Origin of the sequence: Halapricum hydrolyticum, assembly GCF_025517535.1 — an archaeon.
Lineage (GTDB): Archaea > Halobacteriota > Halobacteria > Halobacteriales > Haloarculaceae > Halapricum > Halapricum hydrolyticum.
Window position 1 is genome coordinate 18,256 of sequence record NZ_JAOPKC010000007.1, and the last position, 18,419, is coordinate 36,674.

At 57.9% G+C, this 18,419-nt stretch carries 13 protein-coding genes; 7 read left to right on the plus strand and 6 right to left on the minus strand.

Annotated elements, in window-relative coordinates; all coding sequences use genetic code 11:
* Positions 1 to 125: 125 nt before the first annotated feature.
* From OB916_RS08225 to OB916_RS08240, 4 genes are read right to left on the minus strand one after another with little or no spacing between them, the layout of a single operon-like run.
* Positions 126 to 4,076, minus strand: a complete 3,951-nt coding sequence (locus OB916_RS08225) for a helicase-related protein (RefSeq protein ID WP_315908816.1) — start codon at positions 4,074 to 4,076, stop codon at positions 126 to 128.
* A gap of 17 nt (positions 4,077 to 4,093) precedes the next feature.
* Entirely contained in the window at positions 4,094 to 6,982 is a 2,889-nt protein-coding gene (locus OB916_RS08230) for a DUF1156 domain-containing protein (RefSeq protein WP_315908817.1), read from the minus strand.
* Between the two features lie 7 nt (positions 6,983 to 6,989).
* On the minus strand, positions 6,990 to 7,631 hold the full coding sequence (locus tag OB916_RS08235; RefSeq protein ID WP_004594464.1) for a DUF7680 family protein: 642 nt from the start codon (positions 7,629 to 7,631) through the stop codon (positions 6,990 to 6,992).
* Entirely contained in the window at positions 7,631 to 10,930 is a 3,300-nt protein-coding gene (locus OB916_RS08240) for an ATP-binding protein (RefSeq protein WP_315908818.1), read from the minus strand. Before OB916_RS08240 ends, OB916_RS08235 begins: the two co-directional genes overlap by 1 nt.
* Before the next feature lie 429 nt (positions 10,931 to 11,359).
* Between OB916_RS08240 and OB916_RS08245 the strand changes: the two genes are divergently transcribed.
* The 4 genes from OB916_RS08245 to OB916_RS08260 all read left to right on the plus strand — a co-directional run bounded on the left by OB916_RS08245 (position 11,360) and on the right by OB916_RS08260 (position 14,418).
* Complete coding sequence (locus OB916_RS08245) at positions 11,360 to 12,268, plus strand: hypothetical protein (protein WP_315908819.1); 909 nt, start codon at positions 11,360 to 11,362, stop codon at positions 12,266 to 12,268.
* A 100-nt stretch (positions 12,269 to 12,368) separates the two neighbouring features.
* Positions 12,369 to 12,824, plus strand: coding sequence for a hypothetical protein (locus OB916_RS08250; RefSeq protein WP_315908820.1), 456 nt, complete (start codon positions 12,369 to 12,371; stop codon positions 12,822 to 12,824).
* A gap of 46 nt (positions 12,825 to 12,870) precedes the next feature.
* Positions 12,871 to 13,230 carry a hypothetical protein gene (locus tag OB916_RS08255; RefSeq protein ID WP_103992933.1) on the plus strand — a complete coding sequence of 120 codons (360 nt, stop codon included), beginning with the start codon at positions 12,871 to 12,873 and terminating at the stop codon, positions 13,228 to 13,230.
* A gap of 159 nt (positions 13,231 to 13,389) precedes the next feature.
* A complete protein-coding gene (locus OB916_RS08260) occupies positions 13,390 to 14,418 on the plus strand; it encodes a Cdc6/Cdc18 family protein (RefSeq protein WP_310897866.1) in 1,029 nt (342 codons plus the stop codon).
* Positions 14,419 to 14,436: 18 nt separating this feature from the next.
* Here the strand turns inward: OB916_RS08260 and OB916_RS08265 are convergent, their stop codons facing one another.
* Together OB916_RS08265 and OB916_RS08270 are read right to left on the minus strand one after the other, a co-directional pair.
* Entirely contained in the window at positions 14,437 to 15,123 is a 687-nt protein-coding gene (locus OB916_RS08265) for an SOS response-associated peptidase (RefSeq protein ID WP_315908821.1), read from the minus strand.
* Between the two features lie 312 nt (positions 15,124 to 15,435).
* Positions 15,436 to 16,752, minus strand: a complete 1,317-nt coding sequence (locus tag OB916_RS08270; protein WP_390884060.1) for an RNA-guided endonuclease InsQ/TnpB family protein — start codon at positions 16,750 to 16,752, stop codon at positions 15,436 to 15,438.
* Between the two features lie 38 nt (positions 16,753 to 16,790).
* Between OB916_RS08270 and OB916_RS08275 the strand changes: the two genes are divergently transcribed.
* From OB916_RS08275 to OB916_RS08285, 3 genes are all read left to right on the plus strand, one after another.
* Complete coding sequence (locus OB916_RS08275) at positions 16,791 to 16,934, plus strand: hypothetical protein (RefSeq protein ID WP_004514842.1); 144 nt, start codon at positions 16,791 to 16,793, stop codon at positions 16,932 to 16,934.
* A gap of 337 nt (positions 16,935 to 17,271) precedes the next feature.
* Positions 17,272 to 18,111, plus strand: coding sequence for a hypothetical protein (locus tag OB916_RS08280; protein ID WP_315908823.1), 840 nt, complete (start codon positions 17,272 to 17,274; stop codon positions 18,109 to 18,111).
* Between the two features lie 2 nt (positions 18,112 to 18,113).
* Positions 18,114 to 18,419 carry a hypothetical protein gene (locus OB916_RS08285; protein ID WP_299279652.1) on the plus strand — a complete coding sequence of 102 codons (306 nt, stop codon included), beginning with the start codon at positions 18,114 to 18,116 and terminating at the stop codon, positions 18,417 to 18,419.

Here is an 18,419-nt window from a genome sequence, read left to right on the forward strand (position 1 = left end):
CAAGCAAGTCAACAGCTAACTGTTCCAGTCTCGTACCGTCCCCGATAGCGCGGAGATTTGCTTCAAGAGCAGTATTTGGCATCTATTGGTTCATCTGGGAAGTCCATGCTTACAAAACTACCCAGCTACTGTGGCTGCTTTGTTGACTTCTCTCGGTTATCGAGGAATTGATCACACCACGTCGGAAGGGAATCCATCGGTCCATTTTCAGTCACTGTCCCATCGCCTGCAATCCGGGTAAACACGCCGTCCCGCCCCCATGCACACACGACTGGCTCTTGGTCTTGATCGGGTCGAGTTACGATTCGCTGTTGGAGTCGCGACGGATCCTCACTCGCATCCTGGAGTACTGTGAGGAGCTGCACGAGAAGTGGATGACCTGGCGCAAGATGCTGAACGGATGGGAACTCGTCAGCACATACAGCCGAGAACGTCACCGCCACTTCGTCAGCACCAGTCGCAATAGCCTGTGCAATCGTCTGTTCCCCATCCCCGGCTGGGACCTCAATCGGTGCGTCACCTACCGAGAGACGATATGTACTGTCCGCAAAGTCGAAGTCTCCATCATCGTACTCGAAATCAATCTCGTGAACCGGAGTGAATTCGACACCGGCCTCGGCAAGGGCGTCGTTATCGACCAACACTAACTGAAGACTCGGTGTCTCGAACGGGGGTTGATACTCGTACTCCTCCTCGCCGACGTCGACGAGATCCGGGTGACTGTAGGACTGCCACGCATCGAGTTTTGCTTCGTCGACGACATCCTGAGCGACGAGGTCGTCGACGTCCTCGAGTGACTCTCCGACATCGACGCGGTCGCCCTGATCGCGTTCTTCGAGTTCTTCAGAGAACTCGCGGTCAGCTGATTCGACCGCAGACTGGTCGTCAGCGCTGTCGGCGTTCAAGGTCGCATCTCGAATCTGTTGGCTGACGCCGGAGAGTATGGGTTGCATCTCACCGACGACGTTTTCGAAGAGGCCAATCCGGTCGTCAAGGCGATCGTAGATGTCCGTCTCAACCGTATCCTCGTAGCTGTAGTTGAGAATACGAATCTCGTCGAATCGTTGGCCGATGCGGTCGATCCGACCGATACGCTGTTCAACCCGCATCGGGTTCCACGGCAGGTCGTAGTTGATGAGCGCCCCACACTCCTGGAGGTTTAGCCCCTCACTCGCGGAGTCGGTACAGACGAGGATATCGACCTGCCCATCATCACGTGAGAATTCACGCTTCACGCGCTCTTTCCCGACGTGTTCCCACGTTTCAGAATCGGGGTCGTACAGCTCGCCGCCACGACCGGAGTACGTCGCGATTGTTGCACCAAGAAGGTCCGCGAGACTGTCCCGGATGAAGTCCATTGTGTCCGCGTACTGCGTGAAGACAATCACCCGGTTGTGGCCAGCACGGTCCAGCTCGTCGAGGTCGTTGTACAGCTGCTGAATCTTCGGGTCTGTATCAACCAAGTCTAAGTCGTTGACGAACGCTTCCAGGGCCTCGATTTCTTCCTCGATAAGCTGTTTCCCCTCTTCAGTCACGCTCGGGATGAGTTCAGAGAGGTCCAAGTCGTCGCTACTAGCGTCGAGTTCATCCAGAACGTCCCCGTCGTCGAGGTCCGCGTTTTGTAGCGTTTCGAGGACGACCTGCTCCGCATCACCATAGTCCCGATCACGAGCGCGTTCCCGTCCGGCAAGCACGGTTCGTTGAGCCCGAAGCGTCTCAAGCCGGTGTTTCAGGCTCTGACTGATCGCATAGACACTCGACGTGAGTCGCTGTCGGTACGTGGTCATCACGAACCCGATGGCGCGTGTTTGGGCTTCGTCAGTCTGTTGGGCTCGCTTGTAGAATTCACGTGTGTACTCGTCGATCTGGTCGTAGACCGCCCGTGCCTCCTCGGTGAGTTCGATTTTCCGTTGTTCGGGATTTCGGTTCGGAACGGTCGTATCGAGGAGACCGACTGCCTCGTACTTCCGGAGTGTATCCCGTGTATTCCGGTGAATGAGCGCGTCGACGGGCGTGGACTCTGCGAGAACATCGCGGATGACTCGCCAACCGCCCGGGGAAAGTTCGTCAAGTGCGTCCTGTCGGTCGCTGCGGGACGCCATCAACCACTCGTCGGCGTCTTCGGGATAGAGGAGCCGTTTGAGTTTCGTATCCTCGCTCGCCTCGAAGCGGTCGATGTCATAATCTGCCATCGCGTCGTCGACATGGTCGAGATAGCCGTCGTAGGCGTCTCCATAGGCTCGTGCGAGCCGGCACGCAGTCAGCACGCGCTCTTTGGCAATGGCACGGTCCTGTCTGTCCTCATTGATCTCGAGTTCGTCTGCAAGGTGCTGGAAGACTTTTGAGGAGAATGGTCGGTCCGTCGGGAGCCGGTCTTGGTGTTCCAGTCCATCGAGCGTGGCTTGCGTGTCCCAGGAAGCCTCCGCTTTGTCGGACTCTGAACTAGGGTTGACGAGAACCTCGTTGAGGGCCCGCGACAGCCCGTCTCGGGTTTCGAAGAACTCCATGAAGGTATCCCGGTTATCCCAACCACCCGGAAGATCCAGCAACTGCATCAAATCGTAGAGTTCGCCAGAGTGCAATTGCATCGGGGTAGCCGTCAAGAGGTAGTAGGCGTGCGTATAATCGCGAAGCTGTTCGAGAAGAGCGTAGAAATTACTGCCACGCCGGGCGTTGTGCGCCTCGTCGACGATGACGGCGTCCCACACGCCCATCCGGTCTTCCGTATCGTGGTCGCGTCCGCGACAGCTTGCCGGGATGACGTCTCGAGACCGGTCGGATACCCGGTCTAAGGGAGCGACCTGATCCCACCGATCGTCGAGACGAGCCGTGTGCCAGGACATAATGACGACCGTCGGCCCATCCAGCGGCGACGATGCATCGGCATCAGTCGACTGTTGTTCGTAGAGGAACCGCCAGATGGGGCTGTCCGTCCATTCGCGCTCCCCAGTGAGGTCGAGGTCCGTTGCCGATGGTGGATAGTGGTCGCGACCGCGGACGTCCCGGAATACGTGATCGCCCGCTGTGTCCCGGTCAAATCGGACGGCGTTGATGTTGAACTTCTCCCAGAGCTCTTCCTGCCACTGCCGCTGCAGACTCGCCGGAACCAGCAACAGCCCGGTTTCAAGCTCCCCGGTGAGTCCAAGCCGGGAGAGTGTAAGACCGGCCTCGATCGTCTTCCCGAGCCCCACCTCGTCACACAGCAAGAAGCTCTGTGGATATGTATTGACGAGTGTGTCCGAGACAACTCGTTGATGTGGCCACGGCGTGATCGTGCTCGCTTCCTCGGCCAGTGCGAGCCCACCCGGCGAGAGCGGTCCATCCTGTATGATGTTCGCTTTGTCGCGCTCCGTCGGCGGAGCTGTACCGTTCGCGATCTGAATCGCTTCCTGGAGATCGCTCTCGGTGTCTGGGGCTTTCCAGTCGATGATGTCCTCTTCGATCGCCTCGGGGAGGTCATACACTTCGACGAAGGGGTGTTCATCACTCCACAATCGCTCGAAGGTCTCCTCATCGCCGGCGACGTAGTCCGCCTGTTCAGGAACCCACGACCGATGAACTTTGAACCGCTCATAGTTGCGAGCCCAGCCGCCGACCGTCTCGTTGACGCTGCCCTCGAACGAAATCGTGTTTCCGTCGCTATCGTGGAAGAGTCCAACTTTCGGATGGAAGATCTCCCAATCGTGAGAGGGAGAGCGTGGATAGGCGACCTTGATGTGGATCCGGCCCTCGCGGAGGAGACGCGCAAGAATACGGAGGTTCGCATCCAGGCGTTCGTCATCGAGGTCCTCGAGGTTTTCCTCGAGGCGGTCGGTGAGCGTCTCAAGAACCGGACGGTCTGACTCGTAGAGTTCGGTGCCGACGATGAGACGCATTTCACCATCGTTCTCGACGAGGGCGTGAATGCCGTTGGCAGCAGCCGCGAGTGCCGTACTGGAGAAGTAGCCCGCAATCCGGTCGTATTGCTGGCTGCGTTCCAATGCGGGCTCGTAGAAGTCCTTGACGAGATGGGCGCGTCCCTGCTCGGGTTTGCTCTCGTAGATGGACTGCCACTCGCGGTCACGTAGATTAGTCATACTAGAGGAGTTTCGAGTTAGGCATGGTCACCGAGTTCGGTCTGTTCGGCCCTGTCTTCTGAGACGTCAGTGAAATCAGTGGGGGTGAATTCGAGACCAAGTGCGTCGTGGGTTCGACCTAAGGCGAGGTCACGAGCGGCTTCCCATTCCGAACTCCTCTGGGGAAGAACTTGCAGGAGAGCTTTCAGTGTTGCCTTGAAGCCCGCGTCTGTGTCGAAGTTGCGTTCTTTGAGCCAATCGATCGCGACGTCCTCGCCCTGTTTCTCGTAGACGTGCATAGCGGCGTGAACCGCATCGAGGGCGATCGTGTAGGACAGCGCTTCAGGATCGACGGGCGTCCGGTTAGATCTCTCTTCGGGTGGCAGAGTGATGTCTTGGACGCGGTCCTCATGAGTTTTCAGCTGAATATCCCCACGTTTCTTCCCCCAAATTTTCGTAGATCGCTTAATATCGTCAATGTCGACACCAATACCGAGCCCCAGCTGATGGCCGTCATCGTAATGGAAGGTGTCGGATTCGTGAACCAGCCAGGAGAGGATATACCACTCTGTAATGTCATCCAAGTCGTCTAGTCGCTCGCCTTCAAGATATTCCTCGACGAGGACTCGCGTTACGGCCTCGCGTGCTTCTTCTAGAGCTCGCCGTGGAGGAATCTCATTATCTTGGTCGTCGACGACAGGATAGGCATCTGCGTAAACTTGCAGTGTCGGCCCGAACGCCGAAATGATGACGTCTGTTTTCGTCAGAGAGAGGCCAGCATCAAGCAGGTCTCTCGCTGCCTCTTTCGCTACTTCACGGGTCTCAGCACGGACATCGCTCCACAGGGTTGGAACCGCTTCAGATTCCGTCTTACTATCGTGCGGTTTTCTCCCTGTGAGCAGCAGAGTACTGTCAGCTGAACCTCCACCACGGGTGTCGGTCCGCTGGGGCATCTCGCTAGTGATCGGGTGGGTTGATGTGATAGTGAACCCAGATCGAATCAGCGACTTTGTGAGAGTGTCCCAGGCACTAGACTCCTTATGGGTGAACATGACAGTCATCACACCGCCGGGCTCGAGAACACGGTAGAGTTCTTGGAAAATCTCCGCCATCTTGTTCTCGTAGTCCTCGGCAGCTAATTCGGACTTAGATTTGGAATCCGAAGCGACCTCCTCGTATTCGGCCACATTGGCAACCGCCTCTTGGCTTTTGTCAGTAAGGTCGTCAGTGAATACTTCTGGATGAATATCTTGGAGATACTCTTTGAGCCAAACATAACTCATATCAGACATTTCAGAATAGATGATGCTATCGTAGTATGGGGGGTCAATAATAATGGATTGGATAGAATCCGAGTCTATCGGTAGATCTGCCGCGTCCCTCTGTGAGATTTGAACATCATCAGCATCTTCATCTTCCAGATATGTGGCTATCTCTTCGTAAGAGTCTCGAACACGGTCGAGATGGTCCTGGTGGTCTTGGTTGCCTGCAGCAGGATTGTTCTCTACGAAAGCCCATTGGAGAGTAAAGTGCTTACCACCTAATGCATCGCCCAGAAGCCCATTACTTGTGTCTAGGGGCGAGAATCGTGTATTTCTGTCGATGACTTTGCTAGCTACCAAGGACAGTATTGTGAGCACCGCCTCAGCTTTCTGTTCATCATATTGGTTGAGTATCTCCTCCTGACACTGCTTGTATGCTTGGAGATATTCATACTGGGTTACAAGTTGTCTTGGAGTGAAAGCATCTCTCCACTTTGTAACGCCGTAAGGACCTGCTCTATCTTCATCGCCAATATATCGCTTGACGTCAAGGAGTGTACTTAGCTCAAAGTCTGTGTCAATACGATCTGCGGCTTTAGATTGTGCTTTGTAGTCTGCTTGTGTGGGTGCTCGCCAAGCAGTTCCACCGGATGATTTCTCATATTTCACCCCATAGATCTCGTATCTGAATTCGGAATCGCGAATTCTGTCTTGTATTGCATCCGATTCCATCACGATTCCACAATTCAGGCACTCAGCACCACTACGAGTATGGGGGCCGTCCTGCGGATTGTACTCAGATTTCTTGACATCGTCCGGTAGCCTAACGACCTCGTACTCAATCTCAGTCCCGTCCTCGGATACGGAAGGACGTGCTGCAACTCCTTTCGAGGAGGATCGCTTCTGTAGCCACCATTTCTTTGCCATAGGGATATCGCAACCACACTCCGGGCAGTCTACTGCATAGGTACAAGCATAGTGTGAGGGGGTCTGACGTTCACCCTCGCTGGGGAAATAAGGTTCAAGCTCCTCCTCAGCGAGTTCATCAATTCGGTCACCCCACCGATTGAGTTCGCTCTGGAGAGAACCAACACTCGGCGCATACTCAAGAAGAACCTTAAGCATCACAGTCGGGACGGGATTGAGTTCGTTCGCTGCTGTCGGTAGGCCATAGCGCAGAGATTCAAACGGAATAACGCCCCCACCGGCAGTCGGGTCTAAGACAGTAGGTAGCTCTCCGTCCCAATGCTCCCGAAGCAACTCGTGCATCTCCGCTTTCTCATCTGTAGTCGGTGTCCGAGTGTACGGGCGAGGATATCCGTAGTGGTCCTCTAAGTTTCCATCCCGATCATCTTCAGTACGCTTCTTTTCTGCCACGTATTCCTCAATATCGACGTCGATTTCGTCACGAGGCTTGATCTGCATCCAATCCAGCAGCGTGTTGGCGTCCACCTCTGGAGGAAGTATGGACGCAAGGATAGCCAGTCTAGAAGCTGGAGTTGGACGACGTGCAAACCATGGGTGAAGATACCGATGAGGCGGCATAAAGTAGGGGTTAGCCTCTTTCAGATTCTCGATGCCAACCGCCTTCAGGGGGAGGTTCCCCTCAATTGCGACACGCTTCAGCTCCGAATCACTGTCCTGGCTTTCGGGATTTTGGCTCATCGTTAAATCACTCAATATGGTCCGTCAGCAACACTCGAAGGGCCTTTTCGCCGTTCGGACTCGACGGAGACCGACACTTTGCGTACCAGTAGTAACACTCCTCATCGCTCATCCGTGCAACGCCGCGAGCCAGCGACCGCATCCGGTCGATACGTTGGATCGGCTTCACGCCACGGAAGGCAACAGCAAGCCGGACGCCTGCCGTTTCGGGTAGGAACACGAACCCAGCCCCGCCAGTGAGAACTTCTGATGAATCTCCTGGCGTGCCTTCAATCGCCTCCCGGACGACGTCCTGGAGCGCACGGACGCGGGTCGGGTCAAGCCGTGCGACCTTTGCGCCGGCCCACTCATCCCACGTCCAACCATCGAGCTTGGATAGGAGGTCGTCCCCAGCAATGTCCGAGACGAGATCCTCGACTGGTGTGATACTCAGCGAACGACCATCCCGCTCCAGGCGATCACGACGGGCTTCAGCCTGTTCGCGAGGGAGTAGTTCATGCAGCGTCCACTCTCCGCCGCCGTCTGTCTCTCGTCGGACGAGTGTGAACGTCGGGCGGCCACCGAACATACTCGTCCCGTAGCGAACCAGCCGATCCTCCTCTGTCCCCTCGGCGGGTGAGGTCTCAAATTCCGAACCGCGACTCGCCATCAGACCGTCACCTCCGAGCTCGCCTGAATCGGGCCACGCCCTTCGACCCGAACGTCGATGTTGCCCGCATCGAGGTCATTATCGAGGGCAGCGAGAAGGTCGTCACCCTCGTCAGTAATCGGTTCGGGCTCGTCAAACTGGAAGCGGAACTGGATGGTTTCTCGATCATCGCCGAACGAGCCGGGCTGGTCGATCACGTCCCGGAATCGGCTCGGTGACCCCGTGAATTCCGCGCTGTACGTCCCGTCGTCAGTCCGGGTTTCGTACTGCATTCGAACCGTCACCGAGTCTTCGCGGGCTTTGAATCCGGGGCGTTGACTGATGAACTTGGCCGCTTGGAAAGGTTCGTCCCCACCGACCTGGATGGTCACCTCTTCAAGCAGCGGCGTCCGGTCAGTTCCGGCCTTCGATTCCGCATCGCGACGAACCTCTGAGAACGCCCGCGAAGCGGACATCATCTTCTTGCTCGCCTCCCAGGATTCGTCTGGCTGGCATTCCTCGCAGCGTCCGCGTGCGTCCAGCAGCTGCTCGCTAGCGACCTCTTTTCCGCAGGAGCTACAGGTCGTATCGGACTGGTGTTCCTCACAGTAGTAGGGTTCGCTTCCTTCTGGGTTTTCAACCTCCGCCCCACACTCGGCACAGGTAGCAACCGTCTGTTCTGGCCGGTCGATTTCGTCGAGGTGGTCGTCGACGAGCGCGTCGATATCTCGATAAACGACGAATGCACTCCCGATTTGGACATCGCTGTCCCGAATCGAGGTCTCGACATCGGGAGATTTCGCGAACGGTTCCGGATGCGGCCACGTTTCAGGCTCCGCTGTCCCGACCCAGTACGCTGTCCCAGACTCGCCATCCCAGTATGCGTACCCGTGGTCACTAACGAGGGAGGAGACAGTCTCTCGAATCGGTTTTGTGCTGAAGAGGTAGTCCAGCCCCGGCTTCTTCGCGTATTGGTTGACCAGCGCTTCGGTGGACATAGCGTCCTGGGTCTGCTGCCAGAGTTTCTGTTGGACGTGAGCGGACCCACGAGCGCCGGCGTCGCGTTTCACGATCTTATCCTCGAGCGTTGTCTGGACAGCGTCGACCAGTGTCGTCCCGCCGTTGGATTCGGTCGCACCGATGGTGATGTGGGTAAGCCCGTCCCGGTCAGGGTAGTAGAGGTGCCGGTAGACGTTCCGAACGAGCTCTCCGAGCATCAGCTGTGCCTCGTCGCTCCGTTCTCGAAGCTCCTCGATTTGTTCCGAGGAGAGGTCGGCTTTCTGTTCGGGGCTATCAAGCAGGGCCTCTATAGCCTCGAGACGCCGAGCCTCGTCGATTGCCGCATCCATTCGATCAGCGTCAGGGGCGAGGAACAGAGCGTAGTTCTTGTAGATTCGCGTCTCAGTCTCTCCCTCGTGTTTTGCGGCTTGCTGCTCGTAGAGCTGAGTCACACGATTTGGCGGCGTATCGCCGCCGTCTTCGACAGCAGCGGTGTCCGGATGCATCACCGCGAGCTTCGGCGTATCCGGGGTATCCGGTAAGTCCGCCGGCGATTCAGGGAACTCCACCGGCTGGAAGCCACCATCGCCGATTTCCTTCGAGGTGAGACGGTTCTGGAAACGCGAATGAGCGCTCGCTTCGGGAGTAGACTCGATCCGCTGGTCGATGATCCGGATCAGATTTGGTTCTTGCTTGAATCGGAGGCGCTCTTCCTCGTAGAGGAAGTAACACGCGACGTCCATATCGTCGCCCCGGAGTGCGGATAGGGCGGCATCGTAGTCGTCGAAGTTCAGATCGGGGTGGCCGATAGCGAGGTTCAGATCGGCGTGAGTTAGGCCTGCAGCCTGTTCTCCGTATGCAAGGCTGTGCCAGAGAACTGTCGTCGTCAGATGGGTACCGAGAGGTGGGAGACCGTTTTCGGTCCATTTTCGGTCCTCAAGCTGGGCGTGCGCGGTACCATCGTCGTCGTAGATGTCGGCGGTCACTGCGGGACCGAGATCGACGAAGTCGAATAGGCGCTCACGAAGGATCGTCTGAATCCCACCGCCAGGATCGTCATCAGCGACTGTGAGGTCGTAGATCCGAATCCAGTGGCGGTCGTAACTGTCGGGCTGGTGATTCCAGAGGTAGTAGACGGCTCGAGCAAGCAAGCGGAGGGCATCACGCGTGCGCTGGAATCGAGGGATTGTATCGATCTTGTCCGTGAGAGCGTCGATTAAGGAGGGATGGAAGGGGTACTCGCGAGCGAGAACATCCACGTAGCCAGCGTCGGTGGCTTCCTGTGGATACTGCCGGTCTTCCTGATCATAGAATTGGAAGTATGAGTCGGCGGCTTCGCGCGCGGCGTTTTCTGGAACTTCCGAGAAGAGACGGTGTTGAAGGACTTGTCCGATCTCGTTTTCGTCGGTCGGTGTGACCGTCTTGTGCTGCCGCCGGCCAATCTCATTGACCTCCTCAATGTGATCACGGACGCCATCACGAACCCGGTCAGCCTGCTCACCAAAGGCCGTATCCGCGATAGAGTAGACGACCGTGACGTGCTCCGATTCGGCAGCCGCTTCGAGGAGCGCCATCACGAACGAAAGCGTCTGATCGGCGAGCGTCTTGTCGCCGACAGGCGTGCCCGCGGCTTTGTTCATGTAGTCGGCGATTTCGTCGATCAGAATGAGGGCCGGCTGGTCGTGCTGAGCGAAGAGTTTCGAGAGGGTCCCCTCACCGGGGGCGTCCCGGTCTTGGTCGTAGTCCTTGAGGTACTCGTAGCCATCGAGCCCATAGAGCTGGTACGCGAGTTCACCCCACATCGTCCGGGTATTCGGAGCATCCGGATCGTCGTCGGCATGGCGGGCATCCTTGCTATCAGCCTTCGTTCCGATGAAGACCCCCGTCGCAATATCGAGGCCCTCTGCCACCGCATCTTGATAGTCGGCCGCAAGCTCCTCGTCGCCGTCCAGCAGGTAGTGCGAGAGGTCGTCAATATCTACGGGGTTCTCAGCAAGATGGTAAGAGGCGATGAGGTCGTGCGTTTTCCCACCACCGAACCGTGTGTCGAGACAGAGAATGCTCGAAGTATACGAGCCGGGGTCGTACTTTGTGGTCGCCAAGAAACGCCCCGTGAGATTGGAGAGCAGCGTGCGGAGGCCCTCCGTGGGATAGGTCATATCGTAGAACGAGTCGGGGTCTCGATAGACTGGTGCTGCCTTCTCAGGGTTGTGGACGACAGTCGAGAGTTTCGCAGCGAACTGTTCCTCCTGGAGCGAGCCGTCTAAGACGTCGTCTCGTGGCTGACAGCTTTCGAAGAGAGAGGGGTACTCACTACTCATCGATTTCCTCCGTGGGTGAGGAATCAGCTTCTGGTTTGGATACGATTACGAATTCACACTCCGTGCTGTTCTCGATAATCGCCTTGGCGATCCCCTTCGACTCCGCGACATCGACCTTGATAGCGTCCCCAACCTCCGCATCGAATTGGTCGAGTTCGGGTCCCGACAGATTCACCCGACCCGATTGGCCGGTGTTCTGTCCAATTGTCTTCTGAGTCATCTGGATAGTCACATCACCTAGCGGGAATGTTATAACCTTTACTTAGTCTAAGTCCCCGATTTGTAGTATGTGGGTTCTTCTATAGCCCCTCCCCCCACTACCCCCTGAATACTAAGTGACTGGGGGTAATCGGTCTACTCACAATGCAAATTAATCGCGGTCCTCGCGACCACCGGTATGGGACGTACTGGGAACGTATCCCGGAGTGTATGCCGAGGCACGTTCCGCTAGCAGAACTGGAAGACTTCTCCATACCCCGTAAAGAGAGGGGAGTACCCTCTAGAGAAGAGTTCCCCTATCCAGTAGTCCCGGTCACCGACCAATACCAGTTACATCTGTTTCCGGCACCTGACCATATCCGGCCGATGCTGGTTCGGCTCACCGATGGCGAAGTGCTCACCGATGGTCACGAACCGTACGGATTCTGGTTGACCGTCGATGGGATTGCCGAAGCCCGAGAGACACTCATCGCACAGGCAGAGAACTATACGAACCAGACGGCCCCTCAAGAACTCGGAACCGCCCTCGAAGACGCACTCACCACAGATGAACTGCTACACGACATCTTCTCAGAGCAACTCACTGAGAAGGTCCGTCCACCGACCGTTCGTTGGCTTCGTGACCGTACAAAGTCTGTCAGCGCAGACACTGTCGAATACACCGGAGGAGCGTACGTCAAAACGGAGTGGACCATCGAGTTGAAACCTGAATCAAACAGGGGGGAGCGATCCCCACGGACACTCGAGTTCCACACCGATGACCTCATCCAGCAGGATTCGCAACGGTTCACGGTTGATTACCGGCAGCTCTTCCGCCAGCAAATTCGATGCTCAAACACCTGGTGGACGGATCTCAGCAGATACTGGATCTCCTCGGCAACGGTCGAAGATATTGTAGACGACGATTATCCCACAGAAGACGAATCTGCATTCTCGCTCCGCCAATCGGGAAAGGCGAAGTACCACCTCGTACGGAATGAAACGGGGACGACCGTCTGTGGTCATGAAGCCCGTTCAGGCGACACCCGGCAATTCTCCCTAGATACGCTCCCGATGCCAGCGGCACTCTGCAATCATTGCTCCAGAGAAGTCAAACGACACCTGATTCCCAGAGAATAGCTGAACACGATAGAATCCGGCGATCCGCAACACCTGTTTAAACCAGCCAGAAGCGGTACAGCACCAGAATATTATGACGTTCCAGTCGTGGTATCTTCGTATGAGTATTCCCGATCTCGCCCCGATACGGGAGTCTCTTGATGCCAGAATCGAGGAGCTGGAAGAGGAGCAAAAACGACAGGAAGAGCGGCACGAAGGAGATGGAAGCACACCGGCGGTCTGGGACAAGGTGGAACCGAAAATTCGGAGGGATGTCGTGGAGGATTGCCAGGAGGATCTTGATGGCGTGGACGAACAAGACGAACTTCTCCGAATATTGGCAGAATGGCGCCGTAACGAAAATCGAGAGTGGGAATTCAACAGGAACAGTTCCACGGTAGAGAACGAACGAAACAACATCAAGACGGCTGAAATTCGGATCTGGAAGGAGGAGCTCATAGAACTAATTCCCGAGGCCGAATTCAAGACCTGCGGCCTCTGTGAGTCTCTTCAAATGCCAAAAAGCGACCGGCGAAAGAGTCGAGGGTACGTATGGGAATGTCCTGACTGCTTCTAGTCTGGGCCCACGAACATCTATTATACTGACGACAAGAGGGGGGAGTATGGGCGCATCTGATTGGGCTGGCAGGATGTGTATGCGACTAGAAGAGGAGTTTGACATAAGCGAGGACCGGGCCCTCCGTATCACGACACTCGTTCGGCTACTCCGAGGGGAAGGATATGAGGGTGTCTTTGGCGAGTACGGAAGCGAACGACACCAGAAACTCCAAGAGCAGCTGATCGACGAACTCGATAAGTCACTCCTCGAGCAGTCCGGCAATACGATCGAAGAACGGTGGAACAACTTGATGGATGAGCTGGACTGTCAAAGTCGCGCAGACAACGGAGTATACCTCATCCCCTGGAGTGAACACGAAGCCGACGACTGGCAAAATCCCGGTGTGACGAGTTCCCGCCCGTGACCTGATTCCGGAAATCCCGGAAACCTTGAGTTTCCACGAACAGGAATCGCGTTACTGCGCGAGGATTTAGTTAGGTTCGAGGGAGCTAAATGGGGTGTTTCCGGAAGCAACCCGGTCACGTTTTTAGTACTAGCCAGAAAACCAGTCTATCAAGCAACGATGATCCGCGATGCTCGCGTTCTCCGCGCCGGGTTCGTCCCTCGGGAAGTTGAGCATCGCGACGCCGAAGTCAACCACCTTTCCAGCGTTCTCGAGCCCATCACGAACGGAGAACCCGCCGACACCGCTATCGTCACCGGACCCAGCGGAACGGGGAAGACGTGCATCTCGAAGTTCGTCACGGAACGACTTCGAGAAGAGGTCCTCGACGTCGAGGCCATCTACGTCAACTGCTGGCGTAACTACACCCGATTTCGGACGCTCTACCAGATCCTCGACGACCTCGGCGCGACCATCGATATCCACCGGCAGTCGACGCCCCACGACGAACTCGTCGATCGCCTCCAGCAGCATGACGGCCCGCGAACCGTCGTCATCCTCGACGAGGTCGACCAGCTCGAAGACCCCAGCGTCATTTACGACCTCCACAGCCTCCCGCAGTTCGCAATCATCTGCATCGCGAACAAGGAAGAGGAGCTGTTCAGCCGCGTCGACGACCGCCTCGTGAGCCGACTGCGCTCCAGCGAGCACGTCCGGATGGACAAGTACCACGACGAGCAGCTGTACGACATTCTGAGTGCGCGGGCGAAGTGGGGGCTCGACGAGGACGTCATCACCGACGACCAGCTCTACCGGATCGCCGACGCAGCCGCCGGCGACGCCCGCCTCGCAATCGGCATCCTTCGAACGGCCGCCGGCAAGGCCGATCGCGAGAACCACGAGCGCATCACCGACGACATTCTCCTGGACGCCGCCGAGGATGCTCGGGCCCAGATCAAGCAGAAGAGCCTCGACTCGCTCACGCCGCACCAGCGCGTCGTCTACGACATCGTTCGCGAGCACGGCCCGGTCGGGCCGAGCGAGATTCACGAGCGCTATTCCGAGGACGTCGATGATCCGCGGACGAAGCGGACAATCCGCACGTACCTCTCGAAAATGGAGCAGTACAACCTCCTTGAGGCGGAAGGGACGAGCCGAGACCGAGAGTACTCGCTCGTCGATTCGGCAGCTGCGTCGCCGATGCAGTGACCGTGACCCCGTCAGCTATCAGGAACTGAACTCGCCGAGGCCCGATTGCTCGTGGTCCAGCGGCTCGATGACCTGAGGATCGTCGTTGCCAGGGTTGTTGACCCGCGTCGAGATCTCGTAGGCGTCCAAATCGTCCTTCGGATACGGCTGGCACAGTTCCTTGCGGGTGTCCGGGTCTGCGGTGAGCCAGTCAGATTCCGCGTCCTGCGGGAGGACGACCGGCATCCGGTCGTGGATTGAGTTCATCAGGTCGTTTGGCTCCGTCGTGAGAATCGTGACGCACGAGATCCTCTCGTCGTCGCCTTCCCAGACGTCCCAGAGCCCGGCCATCGCGAATACGGGGTCGTCCTCCCGGTAAATCCGGTAGGGCTGCTTCGACCCGCCGTTCGGCGATTTCCATTCGTAGAACCCTGACGAGGGGACGAGGCAGGGACGTGATTCCCACGCCCGCTTGAACGCGCTCTTCTCGTCGGCAGTCTCGGAGCGAGCGTTGATGATGCCCTCCTCGGGCTCGTCCGCCCAGAACGGAATCAGCCCCCAGTGGTAGGCGTCGATCTCGTCAGAGGCCTCGTTCGTGATGATGTGGAGGTCCTCACCAGGTGCGATGTTGTATCGGGGTGTGTACCCGCCGTCCGCGACGACCTCGGCGTCGAAGCGAGCCTCGAGGTCTGCTTGGTCGATGAAGAGCGAGTTCCGGCCACACATACCGAGGAGTTCGGAGGGTAGCATCTTCAACGTAATCGCACAGGAATCGCGTCAGCGCCGATGTTCTTAACCAACAAACAGCCCCGGAAAATCCGATGTGTTGGTTAACTGAGCGCCAGCGGAGATAGTCAATCGTCCGCAAAACACGACGACCGAGATCGGGCTGCCATCTATCTCGTTGCTTTCCTGAACCGCGGAAGCACTACGGCGAAGCGTATCGGGACTGGGGACAACTAGTACACTTGCCCAGATCGCGCCCATTGACATCCTCCCATCCTTAGGGGAATGGGATTCCTCCGGTGGGGATATTGGCTATGCCGCACCCACGGAGGCAAGTTTCCCCGTGCGGGTACTCCGGTTTGTGCGCTCCTCGTTGGGACTGGCCCTCTCGGGAGAGCGTGATAACTCCGACCAGATGTGGTCGTCCCACTTGAGGCGCACAGGCCGTGCCATCGACCCGACGTCCAGATTCACGCCAGCCTGTCGTTCGAGGAATGTCCGTGACGCACCGAGGTCGGCGTGGCCCTCATAGCCACACGAACAGCGGAACACGTCGCCGTCCCGCTCCGTCTTCTCTCGTTCGCCACACACTGGACACTCCGCCGTCGTGTATGCTTCTGAGCGGACTTCGACCGTGATACCGTACTCCTCGGCGGTCGTGGCGAGACGATCGATGAACGAGCGATACGCCCAGACCTGGTGGGTTTTCTCGTTCACTTCCGCGCTCCAGTAGTCCACCAACACGTCCGTAAGGTCGCCGACGTACACCGTATCGACACCTTCGTCGTATAGTCGCTCGATCAAATTCCGCACGAGAGCGTCTTGGGCGTGGTCGCGGCGGCGCGTTCGCTTGCGGTACAGGGATCGAATCCGATGACTGCTGTTTCGGCCCTCTCGGAGTTTCGATTGGAGCCTCGCGATTTCTTCGGTGGTTTCACGAAAGCGGGCGAACAGGTCGCGTCCCTCGTAGAGATACTGCTGGCCGGTGGTGGTGGTACAAGCGACGAGGTTGTTCGCGCCTACATCCAGAGCAGCCGATTCGTCGGCTAGTGGTGAATCCTGTCGAGAATCCGGGACAGTGACAGGCTGAATGGCTCTGAACGTGTCGTCGATCTCGTCGAAGTACAGTTCCAATCGGCCCTGTTCGCCGTCCCACTTGGGAGCGCCACAGACTTCGAGCCGTAGGCGGTCGTAGTAGCCAAGTCCGTACTCCTCTTTCAGGTCTTGGCCGACCGGGATTTCGAGGCGACTCCGTTCACCAGTTTCGATGGTGTAGGAGTCATTACGGATGTACGTCCGCAACTCTCTACCGGCCTCCTCGTTGCCCCAGTAACCGGGAGGGGCTGTGTCCTCGCCATCTTCGCAGGCGGCGAAGAACGACCGCCACGCCTCGCTGTTCTTACGGATGACTTGTTGGGCAGTAGCGGAGCCGAGGACACCGACGTACTGTTTGCGGTAGTCGGCAGTATCCCATACGGAGTCGCCGTCGAAGAAGTTCTGGCGGCGCTCGTAGTTCAGTTCGTTCCAGAGGCTGGCGGAGGCGTCCAACAGCTCGCGGAGCAGCTGCTCATCCTGCTCGGAGAGCGGTCGCACCGCGAACGTATTGGTTCGCCTCACGACAACAGACATTTGTTCTTGAATGTCTAAATGTCTTTTGGACACAAACGATGCGACCGAACATCGACATCTCGCACACACTGAATGGGCGGGTGAAAGACTACGCCGAACAAGAGGACAAGGACCTCGAAGAAGCCTATCAAGAGATTATCGAAGCCGGTCTAGAGGCGGTGGAACATCCAGACAAGCCGTAGCACCTGGATTGTGGGGCCGTGTTGTCGCTCAGACCCAGCCTGGAAGGATGGGCCCACTCGCTACGAATCATCCGAACCAAGGTCATTCTGGAAGCCTTCTCGGAAACCTTCGGACGATCGCCAAAAGCCAGCGCCTGAGTCCGATGTACCGCATTACTCAGTCATTTCTTGGAAATGCGGAAGCGACACGCCGCGGCTTATCTGGTACGTGGCCATCTACTGGAGTATGCCCGACCGCTCCACATCGACGTCGAACCGATTGGCGGTAGACCAGCCAACACGGAGCGCTGACCGCAACCAGAATCTGGCTAATCAAGCCGATCCCGCGACGGACGGAATGCTGCTACCCTCCCTTGAGGACGGTATCACACTCCTCGATGTCGACGGTGATCGGGGTGTTCCGATCCTTCAGTCATTGGTACTCGATCATCTCCTCTTGCACGACGGGCCCGCTTTCTGGATTGACGCAAACGGCCATGCGACGACGGCCACGCTGACGCAGATAGCCCCCAGTCAACGGTTACTCAACCGAATCCACGTGGCACGCGGATTTACCGCCTACCAGCACTACGGCGCGGTCTGTGATCTCCCGGCAGCGGTGAACAAGTCGATCCAGAGGTCCACCGTCGATGCCGGGGCGTCCAGTCGAGTGGCGCCAGGTCGTGACGAAGACACGTCGCCCCACACGCCCGCCCTCATCGTCGCGCCGGCCGTCGACGCCCAGTACCGCGCCGACGATACCCTTGGCGAGACCCACGCGAAAACCCTCCAGGCCCGAACTCTCGCCCGGTTGGCGACCTACGCCGATGGGTACGACATCCCGGTGCTCGTTACGCGAAACGAACGAAACGAATTCACCGAGCCAGTCGCGACGGTCGCCGACCATCACCTCGAGTGCGAGCAAACTCGGATGGGCCCACGGGTCGTCGGCGAGGACTTCGAGACGCTCGTCTATCCCGTCGACGACGGCGCGTATTACCAGACGACGTTCGCGTATTGGCGGCAGCTGCTCGCGGCACGCGCCACGCAGGTCGGCGAGGAGCCGACGACACCGGGGCCGTCGACGCCGACCCCGGAGGGCGTCGGAACGGGCGTCACCGCTGACGGTGAGGCGGTGGCGGCCACCACGGATCCCTTGCTCGATGCGTGGACGGCGAGCAGTACAGGAGGCCGATAGCGATGGGGCGTACGAACCCGACGTACCGAGATGCGCTGCGAGTCATCGAAGAGCGCTGGGCCGAGTTCCGCCGGGCACTGCGGCGTCGCGACCAGCCGCGCTTCGACCGGCTGTTCGAGTACGCCCGCGAGCACGCCGACGCGAGCGGGCTGTTGAACCACCAGAATCCGCTGCTGCCGGCGCTACTCAGCATCGATCTCGAACAGGAGGCCCGCCTCGACGACCACGAGGAACGTCTCGAGGAGCTCGAAGCCGCAGTCACAACGAGCGATGACCAGGAGGCCGCTCCACCGGACGCGAACCCGTGA